The organism is Acholeplasma oculi (assembly GCF_900166985.1).
Lineage (GTDB): Bacteria > Bacillota_I > Bacilli_A > Acholeplasmatales > Acholeplasmataceae > Acholeplasma > Acholeplasma oculi.
Genome location: NZ_FUZK01000004.1, coordinates 88,020 through 108,535, shown reverse-complemented (window position 1 = coordinate 108,535; position 20,516 = coordinate 88,020). Strand labels below are relative to the sequence as shown.

The window sequence follows — 20,516 nt, the reverse complement described above, 5'->3', positions numbered from 1 at the left end:
GTGAACTACCCACCACTTAACATTTTATGTTGAAGTGGGGGCTTCCTACCCAAACTAAAGTATTCTTTAGTGTCTCAGTAGGCTATCCCCGTAGTTCCTACGGTTCTAATAACTTATGCTAAGTTTTCAACTTTAAGTAGTTCTAAACCCTTATTTCTTATATTGACTGCTGCATTATAGTCTCGGTCCATATTTTGTCTACAATGCTCACAACTATATATACGTTCACTTAGTTTTAACTCTGTTTTTAAGTGACCACATCTACTACACATTTTACTCGATGGATACCACTTATCTATTTTAACTAGTGTTTTACCTAATCTGTTTAACTTGTATTCAAGTAAGGTGATAAATTTATACCAACCAAATCTTGAAATCTGTTTAGCGTAATGTTTGTTACTGGTTGCCATCTGCTTAAGGTCTAGCGTTTCTATACTTACACTATCTGATGTCTTGGCTATCGAATCTGATAGTTTATGTAAAAAATCTAGACGTTTGTTTGTTATACGCTCATGAAGTATTGCTACTTTATGTTGTTGTTTAAAATAGTTCTTACTTTGATCTTTTTGTTTCTTATTCGGTTGGTATCTTCTAGATAGGCTTGACTGAAGCCTTCTAAGTTTTTGTTGGTCCAACAAGATACTTTCCGGATAAGCATATCGATTACCTTCACTGTCTACATAAAAGTTTGTCATATCAAAATCAAGACCTATAGTAGTTTTTACTTCACATGGTGATATGACTGTTTCATAATCCAATAAGATTGAAATGTAATATTTACCTGTTTTACTTTTAGATACCGTCACTGATCGTAGTTTATAGTCTTCTGGTATGTGTCGATGTTTCTTTAACTTAACTAAGCCTAGTTTAGGTAATTTTATAAATCCATCTAAAACTTTGATATTTCCATTCACTATATTTGTAGTATAACCATAATCTTTCTTTCTTGCTTGAAAGTTAGGAAAACTGGTTTGTTTTGAAAAGAAGGACTTGAATGCACGTTCTAGATGAAGTTGACGATTAGCTAGTGCCAATGAGTCCACTTCATTTAAGAAACTAAAAGCCTCTTTATAACGAGCTGGCGTATTATATAACATCTCTTTAGTTGATTCATAGTGAGCGATTTTATCTGATAACATCTGATTCCAAATAAAACGACAAGCACCTAGTGTTTTAGTTATTAAGATTTGTTGTTCAGGGTTTGGATATATCCTAAATTTATATGCTATATGCATTTTTTTCACAGTCTTCCCCCTGCGTTTCAATGTACTGTTTTAAAACTTCAGTAGGTGCACCACCAGTTGTTAGTAATAAAAAACTTTTACTCCAAAAAGCTTCTTTCCATAAAAATTTCTTAATACTTGGAAATTCCTTTTTAATTAACCTTGAAGATGCTGATTTATAGGCATTAATAAATTTTGAAATCTCACTATTAGGGTGTGCCGTAAAAAGTATGTGAACATGGTCCACATCATGATTCCAAGTTTGTAAGGAGATGTTATATGTCTTTGCTATATTTATATAAATTTCTTTAAGTCGATTCGATATCTTCTCATCAAGGACTTCTCTTCGATAATTTATAACCAAAATAAGGTGAAAGTTTAATTTGAATACTGAATGGTTATTGTTATCGAAATTCTTCATATTAGAGCGCCCCTTAACTTTTATACTGAATGGTTTATTTAATATATTATACCATGAATTTCATCATAAAACACTATAAAAAATCAATTCATTCCCCACCTATAGAGGAAGGGGACTTCTTGATGATGTTGTTAAAAAGGATATGATATAGAAATTGCTTTAGGATAATGCAATTCCAATTTTAGTTTTTGTACCATACATTACTTTATATACACGTTGAGGTTCTATAGAACCAACCACTAAAACCAATTCTTGATTACTTTCAGTATTTAAAAATACTTGATTAGAATAGGTCACTTCTTGAGTCTTTGAATTCACATACTTTTTACCAAATGATATAAATTTAACCGTAACGACTGGACTTTTACCTTTTTTTAACTCGTTTAAATCCATCACGCATTCTAAACTAAAATAAAGCATGAGGAGACCAAAAATTGCTGTTAAAAACATCAATATATAATTAAATATGACCATGGATGGGTCTGCTTCGTTCACTAAAATATCAATCAAATAAAACGTGCTAATAACAAGCCCCGCCAATCCAATCAGTAATGTATATCTAAATCTTGATTTTAATTTTAATTCTAATAATTGACTCTTAATCATTTATATTTATCCAACTTTCTTTTATACTTGATTGATAAATAGCATCTACTATACGCATGGAATGAAGGCCTTCTTTAAATGTTGCATAATCATTAGGTTCATTCGTTTCTATTTCATGATAAAACGTTCTAAATGCTTCTCTAAATGCATCCTTAAAACCTAAAACTTTAAATGGAGGTTCATTTTTTAATTGTTTAATTGAATCCACTTTGATACTTTCTTTTTCTTGATTTAACTTAGAAATTGATGCTTCAAAAATACTTTTGCAATCATGAATGATCGTACCTTTTTTTCCATTTATTTCATAGTCTAGTTGATTTCCATGACCAATTGAGACTTGAGAAATGATACAAGAACCAATCGCGCCTTTATCTGTTTTAAAGAGAACAACACCTAAATCTTCTGTGTCAATTGCTTCCCCTGCTCTTTCATCGTAAACTCTTTTAAATGATGCTAAAACAGAAACAACTTGATGGTTTGTAACAAACTCAATTAAGTCGAAGAAGTGCGTTCCAATATCACTGATTGCTCTAGTTAAACCACTCGATTTTTGATTAGCTCTCCAATTGGTTTTATTAGGGTCTCCCATCCAGTCTTGAACATATCTACCGGAAATTAAGAAGATATCTCCAATGGAATCCATATGTGCTTTAACATATTGGTGTATTGGGTAAAATCGATTATGAAAGTGTATTTTACAAATCACTTTATATTTTAAACTTAATTGGTAAAGTTCATATGCTTCTTTAAAATCTTTAGTCATTGGTTTTTCTAAGATGACATGGACTCCTCTTTCCATGGCGTATCTTGCAATTTCTAAATGGGTATCGTTTGGGGTACAAATATGTACAGCATCGACTCCATGGTGATCAATCATCTCTTTATAATCATTTGTATACTTTGATATACCCAATTTTAAGGCTTTTTCCTCAACATTTGAGCGACTACAAAGAGAAACAATAGAAACGTTATAAAGTTCCTTTAAAGCCTCAATATGTACATATGCAATTTGGCCAATACCAATAATTCCTACATTATATTTTTTCATAATTTAATTATAACAAGAAATTTGCTGATTGATGAAAAAAGACATATAAGTGTTTCTATGCTTATATGTCTTTTGTGGTTTAAATATTATTCTAAATCGAGTTTGATTTGTTCTAGCGTTTCATCTGTATCTGTTTCATTATCTGATGCTAGGGCTTCTAGTTCAACCACTTGAACTTGAGGCTTTTGAGGATTAAGTGCCATTTGTTCTTGCGTAATATGAGCAGACTCAATTTCTTCTTTTATTTCTTCTTGGTGTGGAACAATTGCAATGGTTGCAACCTTTTGATCACCTTTAAGTGAAATAATTCTGACACCTTGTGTTGCACGTTTGGTTTGTGAGATTTGATTAATTGGCATACGAATTGTAATACCTTTATCACTTACAACAATTAAATCTTCATCATTTGTAACTTTTCTAAGGGTGGAGAGTTTACCGTTTTTCTCAGTTACATTCAGTGTTTTAACACCTTTACCACCTCTATTTTGTAGACGGTATTCTTGAATTGAAGTTCGCTTACCATAGCCCTTTTCAGTGATAATTAAGATGTCATCTTCGATTGCATCAATAACTGCGAATCCAACAATCTTATCGTTATTATCTAAACTCATTCCACGAACACCTGTTGCTGTACGTCCGATTTCTCTTACATCTTCTTCATGGAAATGGATTGCTTTACCATTAGATGCTCCAAGTAAAATATGCTTGTTACCATCTGTTGATTTAACAACCAATAACTCATCATCCTCTTTAAGGTTTAAAGCAATAATACCGTTTTGTCTAATGTTTTGATAATTAGAAATATGTGTACGCTTAACAATACCGTTCTTAGTAACAAAGAATAAATAATGATTCTCTTCATCAAAGTTTCTAATCGATGTAAAGCTTGCTAGTTTTTCACCTGGTTGGAAGGTTAGGAAGTTTACAATTGGAACACCTTTAGATTGTCTGCTTCCACTTGGTAATTTATAACCTTTTAATTTAAATACACGGCCTTTATTCGTAAAGAATAAGTGGAAGTCATGTGTACTTGTCATTAAGATGTGTTCCACATAATCATCTTCATGTAACTTCACACCAGACATACCAACGCCGCCTCTGTTTTGAAGTTTATATTCATCAACATTCATGCGTTTAATATAGCCGTTATTTGTAACTGTTACAACAATATCTTCAACTGGGATTAAATCTTCATTATCAATATCTAAATCTTCATAAAGATTAATCTCTGATTGACGCGGATCATCATATTTTTGTTTGATTTCTAATAATTCATTCTTAATAATTTCGATTTTTAAATCTTCATTAGCAAGAATATCTTTATACTCACTAATCTTTAATTTTAATGCATTCGTTTCATCATAAATCTTATCAATTTCGAGTGATGTTAAACGTTGGAGTTGCATCGTGAGAATGGATCTTGCTTGAATATCTGTGAATGCATATGTATCAATTAAACCTTGTCTTGCAACATCTGGAGTTTTCGCATCACGAATGATTTGAATGACTCTATCAACATCTGATAATGCCTTCACTAAGGCATCTAAGATGTGCATTCTAGCTTCAGCTTTTTCTAAGTCAAATTCTGTTCTTCTTGTAATAATATCCACTTGGTGTGCAAGATAATGAATTAAAGCATCTTTAATACTTAAAAGCTTTGGTTGTCCATCCACTAAAGCAATCATGTTAATCCCAAAGGATGTTTGAAGTTGTGTATGTTTGTATAAATTATTCAAAGTAACCATTGGATTGACGTCTTTTTTAAGCTCAATCACAATTCTCATACCCTTACGAGAGGATTCATCTCTTAAATCTGAAATACCTTCAATAATCTTATTTTTAACAACTTCTGCAATTCTTTCAATCAGTGTTGTTTTATTGACCATGTATGGAATTTCAGTAATGATCAATTCCGTTCTGTTTTTAGTTTCAACAAATTCATGTTTTGCACGAACAGCAATTATTCCTTTACCGGTTTCATATGCTTGTCTTAAACCATTAATTCCAAGGATTTGACCCCCTGTTGGAAAGTCAGGTCCTTTGATGTATTGCATTAATTCAAGTACTGAAATATCTGGATTATCGATATATGCAAATAACCCGTCAATAACTTCACCTAAATTATGTGGTGGAATGTTTGTTGCCATACCAACAGCAATCCCTGTAGAACCATTAACCAATAGGTTTGGGTATCTAGAAGGTAAAACTGCAGGTTCTTTTTCGGATGCATCATAGTTGTCAACAAATGGAACTGTATTCTTATCTAAATCACGAACCATTTCTCCTGCAATTTTTGATAATCTTGCTTCTGTATAACGCATTGCAGCTGCGCCGTCTCCGTCTACAGAACCAAAGTTACCGTGTCCATCAACTAGTGTTTTTCTATAGCTAAATGGTTGTGCCATACGAACCATCGCATCATAGATTGATGAGTCACCATGTGGGTGATATTTCCCCATAACGTCCCCAACGATTCTAGCTGATTTTTTATGTGCAGTATTTGCATACATGTTATTTTCATGCATTGCATATAAAATACGTCTTTGAACTGGTTTTAATCCATCTTTAGCATTTGGAAGCGCACGAGATACAATAACGCTCATTGCATAGTTTAAGAAGGATGTTTTCATTTCTGATGCGATGTTTATTTCTTTAATCTTATCGTATAATTTATCTTTTTGATCACTCATTTTATTACCCCTTCTTAAATATCAATATCCGTTGCATATTGTGCATTCTTTTGAATAAATTCTTTTCTAGGTTCAACTTCTTCACCCATCAGCATTGAAAACACTTGGTCTGCTTCGATTGCATCTTCTAACTTAATTTGTAGAAGTGTTCTTGTTGCAGGGTCCATGGTTGTATCCCATAACTGTTCAGCGTTCATTTCACCTAAACCTTTATAACGTTGAATACCTGGTTTTGTTTCAATTGATTTTAATGTTTCGTTTAATTCATCTTCACTATAAACATATTTTAAATTCTTACCCCAAGTGACTTTATATAAAGGCGGTTGTGCAGCATATACATATCCTGCATCAATTAAAGGTCTCATATGTCTAAATAAGAATGTTAATAGTAGTGTACGAATATGTGCACCATCGACGTCAGCATCGGTCATAATAACGATTTTATGATAACGTAGTTTTGTAATATCAAACTCATCAGAAATACCTGTACCCATTGCTTGAATGAGGTTAACAATTTCTTTGTTGCTTAACATTTTATCTAAGCGTGCTTTTTCAACGTTTAAAACTTTACCTCTTAAAGGCATGATTGCTTGAAACTCAGAATCTCTTCCTTGTTTTGCAGAACCACCCGCAGAATCACCCTCGACGATATAAATTTCAGACTTCATTGGGTCTTTACTTCTGCAGTCTGCTAATTTAGATGCAAATCCTAAAGCATCTAATGGAGATTTTCTTCTAGTTAACTCTTTTGCTTTTCTAGCAGCAACTCTTGCTCTAGTTGCAAGTAATACCTTATCCACAATAAGTTTTGCTTGTTGTGGATTTTCAAGTAAGAATCTTTCAAGAGATTCACCTAAGATTTGTGAAGTGATTGCACGCACTTCTGGGTTACCCAGTTTTGTTTTCGTTTGTCCTTCAAATTGAGGCTCAGGGTGTTTAACAGATATAATTGCTGTTAAACCTTCTCTTGCATCTTCTCCTAAAATGACATCATCTTTTTTCATTTTTAAATCATCTGCGTATTTAGAAATAACACGAGTCAGCGCCATCTTAAATCCATCTTCATGCATACCACCTTCTGTGGTACTAATGTTATTTGTAAATGAATGGATATTTGGAGAATAACTATCGACAAACTGCATCGCAATCTCAACAGTTACACCATCTTGTTCTTTTTCTGTGTAAATTACATCTTGATGAATCTTTGTTTTAGATTGATTTAAGAATTGAACATACTCAACAATTCCACCTTCATAGTGGAATGTTTCTTGATAAGGTGTTTCTAATCTTGAATCAATTAATGTAAGTTTTAATCCCTTATTTAAGAATGCAAGTTGTTGAATTCTATTTTTTAAAGTTTCTAAATTATAAACTGTTGTTTCAGTAAAAATAAGTGGATCCGCTAAAAAGGTAGTTCTTGTACCTGTTTCTTCTGTAGATCCTAGTTCTCTTAGATCATATGCTGGAATACCACGTTCATATTTTTGTTCATAGATTTTTCCATCTTTATGAATTTCAACTAAATACCAAAGTGATAAACCATTAACAACTGAAGCTCCAACACCATGAAGTCCTCCAGATACTTTATAAGAACCTTTATCAAACTTACCACCTGCGTGAAGAGTTGTTAAAATAGTTTCAACAGCTGGTCTTTTTGTTTTAGGGTGAATATCTACAGGAATACCACGTCCATTATCTGTAACTTGAATGATATTACCTTTTTGCACTTCAATTGTAATTTCAGATGCATAACCAGCTAATGCTTCATCAATGGAATTATCAACGATTTCCCATACTAAATGGTGAAGACCTCTTTCTCCAGTTGACCCAATATACATACCCGGTCTTTTCTTAACTGCTTCTAAACCTTCTAAAATTTGAATATTATCCGCTGTATAGTGACTATCTTTATTTTGCATATACATCTTTCTCCTTCGTTAAAACTATTTTTTGTAAATCTGCACTCGATTCAATATGAAGTGCGCTAGATATAATAATTTGATGTTTTTTACTTAATTTTTCTAAAAATATTTTTTGTCTTTCTAAATCTAATTCTGATAATACATCATCCAATAAGAGCACTGCGTCTTGTTGGGTATGTTCTTTAATCCATTCTAAGAGTGCTAATTTGAGTTCTATAACGATTAATCGTATTGTCCCCTGTGATGCATTGTCTTTGGCATTCAAACCGTTATATAGTACTTTAAAATCATCTTTATGTATGCCAGCATAGCTTGTTTGATGTAAGATATCTTGTTTTTGCTTAGTTTTTAAATACTTTAACCACTGATCTTTATTCATATGGGGTTCATAATGAAGACTAATATCTAGTTGATATGTAGTTTTTAGATGACTGAGTTTTAAATTTAATTGTTGTATAAATTTTTCTCTTTCATCATAAATAATGCATCCTACTTGATAGAGCTGTTCGCTTATAATATTTAAAAACGTATAATCATCATCTATGCTTATTTTTTTAAGCAACAAATTTCTTTGTTTAAGAATTCTTTTGTATGTATTTAATGCACGTAAATATTCTTTTGAAACCTGCATTAATTCCATATCCATAAAATATCTTCTTTCAGATGGTCCACCTTTGATGAGCATTAAATCCTCAGGTGAGAACATCACTACATGAAATTTACCAATATAATCTGATATTTTTCTAATTTCATGTTTATTAATCCAAGTTCTTTTTCCATTTGGTGTTAAAACAATCTCGTGAATCTGTTGATTTTGTTTTAACTTCACAAAAGCAAACTCTTTTTGATATTGAATGATATCTTTTTCTTGGGAAGTTCTATGTGATTTGGTCGTTGCTGTGAAATAAATTGCTTCTAGAATACTTGTTTTACCCACACCATTTAAACCCTCAATAATCACCAAGGGTTTTTGAAGTTTTATTGAATAGTTCTCAAGATTCCTAAAGTTTTTTAATTCAATTTGTTCAATCATATCATTAAAAATCTTTTACCGTTGATGGTAACGATGTCCCCAACACGTATCTTTTTATTCTTTTCATAAATTGGAGATTCATTTAACAAGCATTCATTCTCTAATAAAAAATACTTCGTTTCACCACCTGAAACGACGTAGTCTAATACCTTTAAAAGTTGTGAAATTGTAATGTGGTCCCCGTTAATTTTAAATTCATTCATTCATTTATCCTCATTCGCTATTTATATTATATCATAATATAAGGAAAAATACGCCGATTTTAGCGCTTTTTTTTAAGTAAATGTGTAACAAGTCTTTTGGTGTAAAATACTTGAAAAATGGAAATATGAACGTTTTCGTTGTATGTATTCTTATTTATAATTTTTATAAAATATAAACCTGATGTAAAATTTCATGCATTTTTTATAAAAAAAGATTCCCAAAGTAGGAATCTTTTTAAGTAGTTATTTTTGGATATGTTTTTCTAAAATACTGACAATATTTTTTTTCACAGTGTCATTGAATACTTTGATAAACCATGATGTTGGTATCATCTGATTTTGATCATCAAATTCAAATACTGCATCTTCAAGTAAACCAAAGGTAACGTATTCATCATGTCTAAAAAAACACACAAGTTTTTTAGTGTTTGGGTCTCTATATGCTGGCATACCATACATAGAAGAAGGTTGTAACTCTGGTCTGGTTTTCATGATGGTTTCATGTAATTTTAACCCTATAGATCTGAATGGTTCCTTGTATTTTGAAACCCTATTAATCAATTTTGTTTCACTTTGAGACGTTTGCATAAAAGTGCCCTCCTTTATAGGGAAATCTTATAAATATTGAAGCTACATAGCAAATGTTTTGCTCATAAAAAAATAAAACCTAGATTTTACTCTAGGTTAGTTTTACAAATCATTGAAATGTTTAATCGATTCTAACTGGAAGGATTAAATGAAGTAAGTCGCTATCCATATTTCCTTTTATAACAAAGGGTTTGATTTCTCCAGCAAAGTTTAGTGTGACTTCAGTTGAATTAAATGCTTTTAAAGCTTCATTTAAATATTTAGAACTAAAAGCAATTGAAATTAATCCTCCAACAACATCACTTGTTGGTATAATTTCTTCTTTTGCATCACCGATTTCTGTGTTTGTAGAAGAAATTTCAACAACTTGATCTTGTCTGAGTGTTAATTTAATAATATTGTAGTTGGATTCTTTATCCCTTGGAGATAATAAAGACACACGGTCTACAGCACTTAATAGTTCTTCTTTGTTAAATGAAATAACTGTTGGAAATGTTGTTGGAATAATTTTAAATGTATCTGGATATGTTCCTTCTAATAGTCTTGTTTGGAACCAAATTTTATTCATTTTAAATAATACTTTATTCGGATTGATATAAACTTCAATCTCTTCTTGAATATGATCTAAAATTTTTGAAAGTTCATCTAGTGATTTATTAGGAATTACAATATTAAATGTTTTAGAGTGTGTTCTTAGACTTAAATTCTTTTGAGATAGACGATATGAGTCTGTTGCAACCGCATATAAGTGGTTATCTTGATATTTAAAATTAACACCTGTTAAAATAGGTCTTTTTTCATTATCAGCAGTAGCAAAATTAGTTGCTTTAATGATTTCTTTAATCATATCTGAAGATAAAATCACAGGTTCTGCTAAATCAAGGAAATCAACATCTGGATAATCCTCAACATCCATGAGTTTCAGTTTAAATTCAGAACGGTCAGCTTTTATAACTAATAATCTTTCTTCTTGTAAAACAATTTCAATACGACTTGCAGCCACTTTACGAATAATATCAATAAAATATCTACCAGGTAGTGCAATCTTTCCAGTTTTATGCACTTTTAAAGAAGAATCATCTACTAAGACTTGAATAGCTACATCAGAGTTTGATGCAGTTAATTGTATGTAGTCTGAGAATACTTCAAATTTAATAGCATAAAGGATTGGTAATGGAGTTTTATTAGGTAATCCTTTTTGTACATGGATCAAGTTATTTAATAATATGTCTCTATCAATTGTAAAATTCATAGCGTACCCCTTTTATTAATTATTATTTCTTTATTATTGTTATTAGGCTGTGTGGGAAAGTGGATAAGTCGAGTTAAGCGCCTTGTATAGTATTTATTTTACCACATTTTTAATAAATTATAAACATCAAGACTTTGATAATGTGGAATCAATTTTCTTAATTATAGAATCCAAAGCGAATTTTAAGTTTGAATCTAATTGAATGTCTTTTTCTATTCTTTCACAAGCTGCTAAAACAGTTGAATGATCACGGTCACTAAATAACTGACCAATCGTTTTATAAGGAATATTATATTTTAATTTTATAAGATACATCGCTATGTGACGCGGAATAGTGAATTTGGTATGTCTTTTTTTCCCTATGAGGTCTTGTAGAGAAATTTGGAAGTAATCAGAGACGACACTTTGGATTTTGTCATAGTTATTATCACTTAAGGCATCTGATTTCTTTCTAGTTTTTAAGAGGGCACCTAATGCATCGTTAACTAATTCCATAGTTATATCAAGGTTAAAGGTTTGAGCATAACTAATCAGACGAATAAGTGCACCTTCCATCTCTCTAATGTTTGCTGCAAACTGTGTTGCAATAAATTCAAGGATGGAATCAGATACTTCTGCATTTGCATCAATTGTTGCAATTTTACGCTTTAAAATATTGACACGATGTTCTAAATCAGGAACTTGGATATCTACGGATAATCCTGCTTCAAATCGTGTTGTTAAACGAGGCATAATATTCGTTAACTGTGATGCAGGTTTATCTGAAGTAATAACAATTTGTTTACTATTTAAATAAAGATAATCAAATAATTTAAAGAATTCCATTTGAGTTTTAGTAGCATTTGCCATAATTTGGATATCATCCACTAAAATAACATCAATATCTTTGTATTTTGCATTAAATTCTTCTGTTTTATTATTATTTCTTGAAAGTAAGGATACGAAATCTTCAATAAAGTTATCTGCTTTAACATAAAGAATGCGTTTTTCAACGTTTGTATCTAATATATAGTTACCAATTGCTTGCATGAGGTGGGTTTTTCCTAAACCTACATCGCCAAAAATATAGAAAGGATTGGCTACCGCTCCAGGTTGATCAGCTACCTTCATCGCCATTCTAAAAGCAAACATATTTGATTTTCCAACAACAAAAGAGTCGAATGTATATGTGGAGTTTAAATTACCTTGTCGATAATCAATGGTTAATTTTCTATCTGTTAAAGTGGGTTCAGGTTCAACCTCAGACTGAGAGATAAACTTAAAACGAACCGGTGTTTTTGAGTATTTTGTAGCTAACTCATTAATTTTACCGATATACAATTTATTAATTCTATTCTTTAAAAAATCGTTTTCAACCACCATAGTGATTAAACCGTTTTGTTCTTTAAAGGTAGACGTTACAGGTGAAAATAACTCATTATAAGTTTCTTCATTGTAGAGTCTTTCTAAATCCTTTAAGATTGTCTGCCATAAATTGTCATTAGGATTCATAGTTTTCTCCAGTTCTATTTATTGTTATCGTATTATATGATAGCATATGAAATTAGATTTTAAATAAAAAGTTTCCCACATTTTTTGTGGATAACTTTTCCAATTTGAAATAATCATTGTGAGTCATTGTGGATAACTTTTTAGCACTTCACAGCCTTATTATAAGGTTTAATCCGTTTAATCAACTTATCCACAATGTGGGTAACTAGGGGGTAAATAATCCACAATTGATGTTTAAGATTATGTGGGAAGATAGTGTAAAAAATATCATTTTATTTTATATATAAATTTAAGTTGACTTTTGAGGGTTGATTATTTATAATAAGTAAGGCAAGGTTTCATAAGAAAGGTGGTTTTTGATTATGAAAAGAACATATCAACCAAGTAAAATCAAACATCAAAGAACGCATGGTTTTAGAGCTCGTATGGCTACTGCTAATGGACGTAAAGTATTAGCAAGAAGAAGAGCTAGAGGCCGTCACGTTTTAACTGTTTAATCAATTAAATAATAGTTAATAAATACCTGGACTACCCGATCATTAACAAAACAGCAATGTTGTTTTTGAGGTAGTCCTTTATTTTTTATATGAAGGTTCTATAATGAAAAGATTATACTCTATTAAAAGTAAAGATGAAATGGATTTAATTTTCAAAGAAAAAAATTCTGTGGGTAACGGTTATTTTGGTGTATATTACAAAAAACATGATCTGAGTTACTTTAAATTTGCCATTTCAATCGGACGAAAATATGGAAATGCGGTAGAAAGAAACCTAGCTAAACGACGCATTCGATATATCGTTTCATTATATAAAAACCAACTAAAACATATGATGTTTGTCATTGTTGTAAAACCTTCAGTTCGTGAATTAGATTACAATGACATGTTAAGTCAACTTGAAAAGTTGCTTAATAGAGCCAAATTATTAGAAAAAGAGGATCACGCAAATGCGTAAATATTTAGCAATACTAATGGTGTTAGTATTATCCTTTGTACTTGTTGCTTGTTCACCGGACACAAGTGAAATAGGAACTTATTTATCACCAAATAAAATTGTTTATACTCAATCAGAGATTGATACAAACACAGGTTTTCCAAACATATCTTTAGACGATTTTGATTTCTTCAGTATTACCGCAAACCAATCAGCAGCATTAGTAAATGTTGCAACGACTGAAGTTACAATTACAGAATTAGATGACAGCATCTTTAATGTAAGAGTTAGAGGGTTAGAATATAAGGTTTATGTTTATGATGAAAACGCAGCAGATTTTGAGTTAAAAGCAGTTTCTGCATTATCTGCTACATATGGTGTTACAGATGATCAAGTTAAAATCAAAAATGTAAGTACTTTGTTCTTTACTACAATCACAAATCCAGTAGATTTAAAAGATATCCAAGTAATTTCTGCGACATTTGGTGCAGAAAGCCAAGCGGATGTAACAAGTGAAAATGCATCTTTATATTTAGTTACTCCGGAAGGTTATGAACAAAATATTTTAAAAATTAACGCTGAAAATAATTTAAGATTTGAACTTAATGACGTTAATGAATCTGTATTTACAGTTAAAAACAAAACAGTTAAACCGATTGATAATCAATTACCAATTAACACAGAAATGGAAAATACTTGGTTAGGTTATGTATGGGACTGGGTGTTCATTATTCCAATTTCATTTGTAATGCAATTCTTTGCTGGTTTATTTGGTTTAAATAGTTTCGGGTTAGGTATTTTATTTGCAACAATCATCGTTAGAACACTTGCATGGCCTATCTATGCGCGTGCAAATGATATGTCAATGAAAATGGCATTAGCACAACCTGAAATGACAAAACTACAAAATAAATATGCATTAAAGAAAGATCCAGTATCACAACAAAAGATGCAAATAGAAATGATGGCTATATATAAGAAACATAAAATTTCTGTATTAGGATGTTTAACACCTATCTTACAAATGCCAATCTTCCTTGCAATGTTCCAAACCGTTTACCGTATTACAGTACCTGGCGGTATGTATGTAAACCACATCAGCAATAAAACAATTTTATTTGGTCTTATTGATTTAACTGCTGGCGGATTTAGTGATGTATGGAGTTATGTATTAGCAATCATCGTTGGTGTAACGATGTGGTTACTACAAAAATTATCCAGTAAGAAACCAAGTTACGCTAAAAATACTGGAACACAAGTGAAAACCGAACAAGCATTACAACAAGAAAAAACAATGAAAACAGTATCTACTGTTATGATTGGTATGATGGTATTAACAACACTTACATCTGTTAATGCATTAGGATTCTACTGGGTTATTGGTAACTTGTACTCTCTTGGTCAATCATATATTAACCGTAAATTATCCGAAAGAAAGTACGAAAAAACTAAGTCAGCTCAAAGCATTGTTTAAAGGGGGAATTTAGCATGCTAAAGAAAATTGAAGTAGAGGCTAAAACTAGCCAAGAAGCTTTAAGAAAAGCTTCAGAAATATTAAAAATTTCAGAAAACAAACTTTCTGCAACAATTGTTAAAGAAAAAAGAGGTTTCTTAGGTGTGGGATCCTACACAATCTTTGAAGTAACACCTGCAATTGATCTTACAACCGAAGGAAAACAATACCTAGAAGGTATTATTACTGCACTCAATATTGATGTAAAAATGGAAATTAGACATACTACCCCACTTGAAATCTATTACCGTGTACAAACAGATGAGAATGCACTATTAATTGGTAAAGAAGGTAAAACCTTACTTGCTTTCCAAACATTATTAAGAAACCATTTATCTACATTTACAGAAGACAATGTCTTAGTTACATTAGATATTGGCAATTATCATGAATCTAGAAAAAGACAACTTGAAATACTCGCAACAAAAACAGCAAAAGATGTCGCAAGAACAAGAATTGCCGTAAAACTAGACCCTATGAACGCATTTGACCGTCGTATTATACATTCTAAGTTATCAGAATGGCGTGACGTTGAAACACATTCAGAAGGTGAAGGCGAAGAAAGAGCCATTATTATTAAACCGAAGAAAAATTAACTTAAAAACTGCCATTATTGGCAGTTTTTTATTAATTCAATAGTATAATGTAAATAAGATATTTTAAAGGAATGATGTTATGAAAAAAATATTTATGTTCTTAAGCTTATTTTTAACGATTTTTCTTTCTGCTTGTGTAGATGGAGTTATTATTTCTGAATTATTATTTGATTTAGAATTAGCTGAGTATTCAGTCTCTTTTGGTATTGATGTGGAACAATCTCAATACGGGGAACAACTTGTTGAATACAATGAAACCTATTTAGATAAAGAAATTCATTTCAACAACTTACATACATTTGAACATAAAGATCTTCAAGTCAAAGGATACATTTATGAGATCGGCGATAAAACGCAACGAGAAAAATTCTTTGAAGAGAAGAAACAAGATAGTTATAAGGTTGATCAAATCGTATTTGTCTATTTAGTTGACTATTATGTCTTAGAAGTATATCACTTCACAAACTCTATATTTCCAGGGTTAATTTCAACCTATAAATTTGAATATAATTATCAATATCAGCTATATTATACAAACACGAAAACACTACATCCTTTTATCACAAGACTCTATAATTTAAAAGCCACTTTAAAACATCAATATACAGAAGCCGAAATCACCTTAGATCATGAACAATTTAATACAATTAATTTACCAATGAAAAGTATTAAATCTTTAGAATCAATAGATGCCAACTGGATTGTTATAGAAACATATAACGCCTTAGATGCTGCAAGAATATATGAAAATCAAACATCATTAATTGAGGTAGAACAGGGTTATGTTGGGTATATCATTAAGCATCAACAACTTGTTTTTAGGGTGTTGGTAGATGAAAACCACTCAGAAGATTTCTTAGACATATATTTTAATGATGTTACATATCATCATCAGGTAATTCAGTTATGAAGTTTAAAATATTTAAATTAATCAAACGACTGACACAACTTTCTTTACTCTTCCTTTTAGGGGTTATTGCTTTTTTCATTGGTGAATCCACCTATGAAAATATTAAAAAAGATGAAATTATTCAAGCATTTAAAGCTAGAGCAGATGAAGTATACACAGAAGAAAAATATGATACAACATATCACTATTATCCAATAAAAAGAATTTATGATTATGAACTCAACGACACAAGAAATGTATTTTATGATGAATCTAAAATGTATCCAGGTGTTAAAGGTGATGTACTACTAACCTTTAAATCTCCATTTCCATATATTCCTGTATTAGATCCGGTCATTTCTTTTTGGTTGGGCGGACACGCTGCATTAGTTAGCGATAATAATCAAATCTTACAATCCACAGGGATGACAGCGAATGGGTTTTTAGATATATCGACCATGTTAAATGTGATTTTACACCGTGGGTATGATGAAGAAAATGTGTACGGTGTATCTGTACAACAAGTATCGAATTATTGGATGATACCACACAGGACGCAGTCACATGGTGAATACCCATATTATGGAGCTTATTACCGAGATGAAATTCTTGCAACACGTGTGAAATTTGAAGATGCAAGTCGAATTCAAGAAGAGGTTGATATTGCTGTTAATTTTGCGAAAGACAAGGTGAACAGAGGATTATATAACTATCTATTTATCTTCGATACACAAGATAAATTCTATTGTTCAGATTTAGTAACAAGGTCCTATCTTGCAGTTAATGATGTGAATCAAACAAACTATTCATTAGATGAAGATGGATTCATTCCATCGATTCAAGACATGTTAATATCAAACGATACCTACATGACAATATATAAAGAAACTAAAGCTGATGGAATTCACATTTATTATTTAGAAGACATTAGCTAAGAGAGGGAAATTAAAATGACAGAACCCGTAATTTGGATATTAGCAATCATTTCTATATTATTATTTATTGCAGTAATCATTTTAATGGTTATTATTTTAAAACCAAAAGCACAATCTGATTTAGAATATAGAGCCAGAAACCAGCAAGAATTACTTTCTAAATTAGAGAGTTTAAAAGTAGAGGTTGCTAAAGAATTAGAGATACTAAATAGTCAAACTAAAGGTGAAATAAAGGATCAATTAAATACCTTTAAAGAAACGATTTCAACAAAAGTTCAAACCGATATATCCAGTATCAATGATAGGGTGGAAAACCGCTTAAAAGAAGGGTTTAAATCGACATCTGAACTCTTTGATGTGATATCAAACCGCTTGGTAGCAATTGATCACACACAAAAAAATATAGAAAAACTATCCGGACATGTCGATGATTTATCAAAACTTTTATCAGATAAAAAACTAAGAGGTATGTACGGGGAAGTTCAACTCTATCATATCTTAGATAATGTATTTGGTGAAAACAATAAAGATTTATATGAGAAACAAAAAAAATTATCTAATCAAACCATTGTAGATGCACTGATTTATGGACCTGATGGTTTAGGTCATATACCCATAGACTCAAAGTTCTCACTTGAAAACTACGTTTTAATGAATAATCCAGAAGCATCTAAGGATGAACAAAATCAAGCAGCCAGAGATTTTAAAATCAATATTAAAAAACATATTGATGATATTTCAAATAAATATATCATCACACCAGAAACTGCCAATCAAGCAATCATGTTTATACCCAGTGAAGCTGTATTTTCTGAGGTACAATCCAAACATTTAGATTTAATAGAATATGCTCAAAAAAAGCATGTTTGGATTACTTCACCGACCACATTAGTTTATATGTTGTCATTAATGATGGTCTTAAATTCAAATGCATCTAGAGAAAAAAATGCATTAAGAATGTTACAAGAACTACAAGCAATTTATGATGATTTTAAACGATTTTTTGACCGTTTTAGTGAACTTCAAAAAATACTTACAAGGTTAAATGAAGCGACATCCACATTAGATATAACCGTGGGTAAAATTAATCGAAAAGTCTATATGATTGAAAATTCAGAGTTTGATACGCTAGAAGATGAAAAGAAAGAGACGACATAATCTTTATTAATAATTTGAATCATGATACAATAATGAAGTAACAACCCAATAGATAAATCGTTAAAGAAGCAAAGTAGATTTTAAATCATTAAAAAGAGAGTTAATGGCTGGTGAAAATTAACATGATTGAAATTGAAATAAACCCTTCTAAGAGACAGAAGAAAATCCAATCTGGATGAGTAGAACTGTACGTTTGACTAACGTTATAAAGTTCTTAAAGTGCTAGATAAACTATCTAGAATTAAGGTGGTACCGCGGATTTATAAAAATAATTCATTCGTCCTTAGACTATTTTTAGTCTAAGGACTTTTATTTAAGAAAGGAAGAAAAAACATGCAACTCACTATTAGAAAAATATATGAGGATCCAAAACTATATAAAGATCAAGAAATCATTTTACAAGGTTGGATCAGAAACCATAGAGATCAAAAGGATTTTGGATTTATCAATTTAAATGATGGTACATTTTTTGAAACGATTCAAGTCGTTTATGAAAGAGAAAATACCGATGATTTTGAAGCAATTACGAAACTCACTGTAGGTTCTTCAATCGAAGTAGTAGGTCGTTTAGAATTAACACCTGAACGTAGCCAACCATTTGAAATTAAAGCAAAGAAAGTTACTTTAATTGGTGGAGCAGATGAAACATACCCAATACAACCTAAAAGACATACAAGAGAGTTTTTAAGAGAGGTTGCACACTTAAGACCAAGAACCAATCTATTTAGTGCTGTTTTTAGAGTGCGAAGTATTGCAGCCTATGCAATTCATAAATTCTTTCAAGAACAACACTTCGTATACGTGCATACACCAATTATTACAGCTAACGATGGAGAAGGTGCAGGTGAGATGTTTAAGGTTACAACCTTAAACATGGATAAATTACCTAGAAAAGAAGATGGAACTATTGATTATTCTAAAGACTTTTTTGGTAAAGAAGCAAATCTTACAGTTACAGGACAATTAGAAGGTGAAGCCTACGCAATGGCTTTTAGAAATATTTACACCTTTGGACCAACATTTAGAGCAGAAAATTCAAATACAATGACACACGCATCTGAGTTTTGGATGATTGAACCAGAAATCGCGTTTGCCGATATATTTGATAATATGGCTCTTATCGAAGATATGGTAAAGTATGTTGTGGCATATGTATTAAAAGAAGCAAAAGAAGAAATGGAATTCTTTGATAAATTTGTTGAAAAAGGATTACTTCAAAAATTAAATGATCTGCTACATTCTAAATTCAATAGAGTAACGCATGAAGATGCAATCAACATTTTATTAAATGCAAATGTTAAATTTGAGAATAAACCAGCTCAAGGTAGAGATTTAGCAAAAGAACACGAAAAATTCCTAACAGAAAAACATTTCAAATCTCCGGTCTTTGTAACAGACTGGCCTAAAGATATTAAAGCGTTCTACATGAGATTAAATGATGATGGTAAAACAGTTGCTGCAGTTGATCTCTTAGTACCTGGTTCTGGTGAATTGGTGGGTGGATCACAAAGAGAAGAACGTATTGACTTACTTCTAAAACGTATGGAAGAAATGCATGTACCACTTCATGATTTAGATTGGTATGTAGATTTAAGACGTTATGGTGGAGCAAAACATGCAGGATTTGGATTAGGGTTTGAAAGATTCTTAATCTATCTAACAGGTGTTGAAAACATTAGAGATGTTATACCATTTCCAAGAACACCTAAGAATATATTATTTTAAACATAAAGTGCAAATATGCACTTTTTTGTTTATATGCGGTTTTTATATAAAAAAGAGAATGATTATATCAAAAACAAGCAAATTCAATCGATTTCGTGTAAACGGTTTATAAAATCGTGGTAAATACAAACTTAAAATGTTGTTTTTAAGAGCCCTTTATCATATAATGATACTATGAAGTTGGAGGAAACTGGATTAGATGAAATTTATAGGCTTAAGTTTCACAATAGTTCAACAAAACAAAACCAACGAGGCGTTCGTTTCTTTTAGTGCACCCTTAAATCAATGTC

At 31.1% G+C, this 20,516-nt stretch carries 19 protein-coding genes and 1 other annotated feature; of the genes, 8 read left to right on the top strand and 11 right to left on the bottom strand.

Annotated features, from left to right (window positions below; genetic code table 11):
• Positions 1 to 113: 113 nt before the first annotated feature.
• The 11 genes from B5X49_RS07255 to dnaA all read right to left on the bottom strand — a co-directional run bounded on the left by B5X49_RS07255 (position 114) and on the right by dnaA (position 12,477).
• Positions 114 to 1,235, bottom strand: coding sequence for an RNA-guided endonuclease TnpB family protein (locus B5X49_RS07255; protein ID WP_045749946.1), 1,122 nt, complete (start codon positions 1,233 to 1,235; stop codon positions 114 to 116).
• Positions 1,219 to 1,644 carry an IS200/IS605 family transposase gene (gene tnpA, locus B5X49_RS07250; protein ID WP_045748692.1) on the bottom strand — a complete coding sequence of 142 codons (426 nt, stop codon included), beginning with the start codon at positions 1,642 to 1,644 and terminating at the stop codon, positions 1,219 to 1,221. The genes B5X49_RS07255 and tnpA overlap by 17 nt, the downstream gene beginning before the upstream one ends.
• A 159-nt stretch (positions 1,645 to 1,803) precedes the next feature.
• Positions 1,804 to 2,250 carry a hypothetical protein gene (locus B5X49_RS07245; protein ID WP_045748691.1) on the bottom strand — a complete coding sequence of 149 codons (447 nt, stop codon included), beginning with the start codon at positions 2,248 to 2,250 and terminating at the stop codon, positions 1,804 to 1,806.
• Entirely contained in the window at positions 2,243 to 3,298 is a 1,056-nt protein-coding gene (locus B5X49_RS07240) for a Gfo/Idh/MocA family protein (RefSeq protein WP_045748690.1), read from the bottom strand. Before B5X49_RS07240 ends, B5X49_RS07245 begins: the two co-directional genes overlap by 8 nt.
• Before the next feature lie 86 nt (positions 3,299 to 3,384).
• Positions 3,385 to 5,988, bottom strand: coding sequence for a DNA gyrase subunit A (gene gyrA / locus B5X49_RS07235; protein ID WP_045748689.1), 2,604 nt, complete (start codon positions 5,986 to 5,988; stop codon positions 3,385 to 3,387).
• Between the two features lie 14 nt (positions 5,989 to 6,002).
• On the bottom strand, positions 6,003 to 7,907 hold the full coding sequence (gene gyrB, locus B5X49_RS07230) for a DNA topoisomerase (ATP-hydrolyzing) subunit B (protein WP_045748688.1): 1,905 nt from the start codon (positions 7,905 to 7,907) through the stop codon (positions 6,003 to 6,005).
• Positions 7,897 to 8,943 carry a DNA replication/repair protein RecF gene (recF, locus tag B5X49_RS07225; RefSeq protein ID WP_052669839.1) on the bottom strand — a complete coding sequence of 349 codons (1,047 nt, stop codon included), beginning with the start codon at positions 8,941 to 8,943 and terminating at the stop codon, positions 7,897 to 7,899. The genes gyrB and recF overlap by 11 nt, the downstream gene beginning before the upstream one ends.
• Positions 8,940 to 9,146, bottom strand: coding sequence for an RNA-binding S4 domain-containing protein (locus B5X49_RS07220; RefSeq protein WP_045748687.1), 207 nt, complete (start codon positions 9,144 to 9,146; stop codon positions 8,940 to 8,942). The genes recF and B5X49_RS07220 overlap by 4 nt, the downstream gene beginning before the upstream one ends.
• Positions 9,147 to 9,389: 243 nt before the next feature.
• A complete protein-coding gene (locus tag B5X49_RS07215) occupies positions 9,390 to 9,734 on the bottom strand; it encodes a hypothetical protein (protein WP_045748686.1) in 345 nt (114 codons plus the stop codon).
• 121 nt (positions 9,735 to 9,855) lie between these two features.
• The gene (dnaN, locus tag B5X49_RS07210; RefSeq protein ID WP_045748685.1) at positions 9,856 to 10,986 is read right to left on the bottom strand and encodes a DNA polymerase III subunit beta; all 1,131 of its coding nucleotides are present in this window, start codon (positions 10,984 to 10,986) and stop codon (positions 9,856 to 9,858) included.
• A 126-nt stretch (positions 10,987 to 11,112) separates the two neighbouring features.
• Positions 11,113 to 12,477 carry a chromosomal replication initiator protein DnaA gene (gene dnaA / locus B5X49_RS07205; RefSeq protein WP_045748684.1) on the bottom strand — a complete coding sequence of 455 codons (1,365 nt, stop codon included), beginning with the start codon at positions 12,475 to 12,477 and terminating at the stop codon, positions 11,113 to 11,115.
• 362 nt (positions 12,478 to 12,839) lie between these two features.
• Between dnaA and rpmH the strand changes: the two genes are divergently transcribed.
• The 8 genes from rpmH (at position 12,840) to asnS (ending at position 20,226) form a co-directional block, all read left to right on the top strand.
• On the top strand, positions 12,840 to 12,974 hold the full coding sequence (gene rpmH / locus B5X49_RS07200; RefSeq protein WP_045749944.1) for a 50S ribosomal protein L34: 135 nt from the start codon (positions 12,840 to 12,842) through the stop codon (positions 12,972 to 12,974).
• A 103-nt stretch (positions 12,975 to 13,077) separates the two neighbouring features.
• Positions 13,078 to 13,431 (top strand): ribonuclease P protein component, encoded by a 354-nt coding sequence (gene rnpA, locus B5X49_RS07195; protein ID WP_045749943.1) that lies wholly within the window; start codon positions 13,078 to 13,080, stop codon positions 13,429 to 13,431.
• Positions 13,424 to 14,884, top strand: coding sequence for a YidC/Oxa1 family membrane protein insertase (locus B5X49_RS07190; RefSeq protein WP_052670144.1), 1,461 nt, complete (start codon positions 13,424 to 13,426; stop codon positions 14,882 to 14,884). Before rnpA ends, B5X49_RS07190 begins: the two co-directional genes overlap by 8 nt.
• A 14-nt stretch (positions 14,885 to 14,898) precedes the next feature.
• Entirely contained in the window at positions 14,899 to 15,519 is a 621-nt protein-coding gene (gene jag, locus B5X49_RS07185; protein ID WP_052670143.1) for an RNA-binding cell elongation regulator Jag/EloR, read from the top strand.
• 79 nt (positions 15,520 to 15,598) lie between these two features.
• Positions 15,599 to 16,429, top strand: coding sequence for a hypothetical protein (locus tag B5X49_RS07180; protein WP_045749942.1), 831 nt, complete (start codon positions 15,599 to 15,601; stop codon positions 16,427 to 16,429).
• Positions 16,426 to 17,343: a hypothetical protein gene (locus B5X49_RS07175; RefSeq protein WP_045749941.1), complete on the top strand. Its 918-nt coding sequence runs from the start codon at positions 16,426 to 16,428 to the stop codon at positions 17,341 to 17,343. The genes B5X49_RS07180 and B5X49_RS07175 overlap by 4 nt, the downstream gene beginning before the upstream one ends.
• Positions 17,344 to 17,358: 15 nt before the next feature.
• Positions 17,359 to 18,501 (top strand): DNA recombination protein RmuC, encoded by a 1,143-nt coding sequence (locus tag B5X49_RS07170; RefSeq protein WP_052670142.1) that lies wholly within the window; start codon positions 17,359 to 17,361, stop codon positions 18,499 to 18,501.
• 51 nt (positions 18,502 to 18,552) lie between these two features.
• Positions 18,553 to 18,789, top strand: a binding site (T-box leader).
• 45 nt (positions 18,790 to 18,834) lie between these two features.
• The gene (asnS, locus tag B5X49_RS07165; RefSeq protein ID WP_045749940.1) at positions 18,835 to 20,226 is read left to right on the top strand and encodes an asparagine--tRNA ligase; all 1,392 of its coding nucleotides are present in this window, start codon (positions 18,835 to 18,837) and stop codon (positions 20,224 to 20,226) included.
• Positions 20,227 to 20,516: the final 290 nt, after the last annotated feature.

What these genes read in the sequence shown, in the direction of transcription:
- B5X49_RS07255 (WP_045749946.1), bottom strand. Translation starts at nt 1,235, where the DNA reads ATGCATATAGCATATAAATTTAGGATATATCCAAACCCTGAACAACAA.
- tnpA (WP_045748692.1), bottom strand. Translation starts at nt 1,644, where the DNA reads ATGAAGAATTTCGATAACAATAACCATTCAGTATTCAAATTAAACTTT.
- B5X49_RS07245 (WP_045748691.1), bottom strand. Translation starts at nt 2,250, where the DNA reads ATGATTAAGAGTCAATTATTAGAATTAAAATTAAAATCAAGATTTAGA.
- B5X49_RS07240 (WP_045748690.1), bottom strand. Translation starts at nt 3,298, where the DNA reads ATGAAAAAATATAATGTAGGAATTATTGGTATTGGCCAAATTGCATAT.
- gyrA (WP_045748689.1), bottom strand. Translation starts at nt 5,988, where the DNA reads ATGAGTGATCAAAAAGATAAATTATACGATAAGATTAAAGAAATAAAC.
- gyrB (WP_045748688.1), bottom strand. Translation starts at nt 7,907, where the DNA reads ATGCAAAATAAAGATAGTCACTATACAGCGGATAATATTCAAATTTTA.
- recF (WP_052669839.1), bottom strand. Translation starts at nt 8,943, where the DNA reads ATGATTGAACAAATTGAATTAAAAAACTTTAGGAATCTTGAGAACTAT.
- B5X49_RS07220 (WP_045748687.1), bottom strand. Translation starts at nt 9,146, where the DNA reads ATGAATGAATTTAAAATTAACGGGGACCACATTACAATTTCACAACTT.
- B5X49_RS07215 (WP_045748686.1), bottom strand. Translation starts at nt 9,734, where the DNA reads ATGCAAACGTCTCAAAGTGAAACAAAATTGATTAATAGGGTTTCAAAA.
- dnaN (WP_045748685.1), bottom strand. Translation starts at nt 10,986, where the DNA reads ATGAATTTTACAATTGATAGAGACATATTATTAAATAACTTGATCCAT.
- dnaA (WP_045748684.1), bottom strand. Translation starts at nt 12,477, where the DNA reads ATGAATCCTAATGACAATTTATGGCAGACAATCTTAAAGGATTTAGAA.
- rpmH (WP_045749944.1), top strand. Translation starts at nt 12,840, where the DNA reads ATGAAAAGAACATATCAACCAAGTAAAATCAAACATCAAAGAACGCAT.
- rnpA (WP_045749943.1), top strand. Translation starts at nt 13,078, where the DNA reads ATGAAAAGATTATACTCTATTAAAAGTAAAGATGAAATGGATTTAATT.
- B5X49_RS07190 (WP_052670144.1), top strand. Translation starts at nt 13,424, where the DNA reads ATGCGTAAATATTTAGCAATACTAATGGTGTTAGTATTATCCTTTGTA.
- jag (WP_052670143.1), top strand. Translation starts at nt 14,899, where the DNA reads ATGCTAAAGAAAATTGAAGTAGAGGCTAAAACTAGCCAAGAAGCTTTA.
- B5X49_RS07180 (WP_045749942.1), top strand. Translation starts at nt 15,599, where the DNA reads ATGAAAAAAATATTTATGTTCTTAAGCTTATTTTTAACGATTTTTCTT.
- B5X49_RS07175 (WP_045749941.1), top strand. Translation starts at nt 16,426, where the DNA reads ATGAAGTTTAAAATATTTAAATTAATCAAACGACTGACACAACTTTCT.
- B5X49_RS07170 (WP_052670142.1), top strand. Translation starts at nt 17,359, where the DNA reads ATGACAGAACCCGTAATTTGGATATTAGCAATCATTTCTATATTATTA.
- asnS (WP_045749940.1), top strand. Translation starts at nt 18,835, where the DNA reads ATGCAACTCACTATTAGAAAAATATATGAGGATCCAAAACTATATAAA.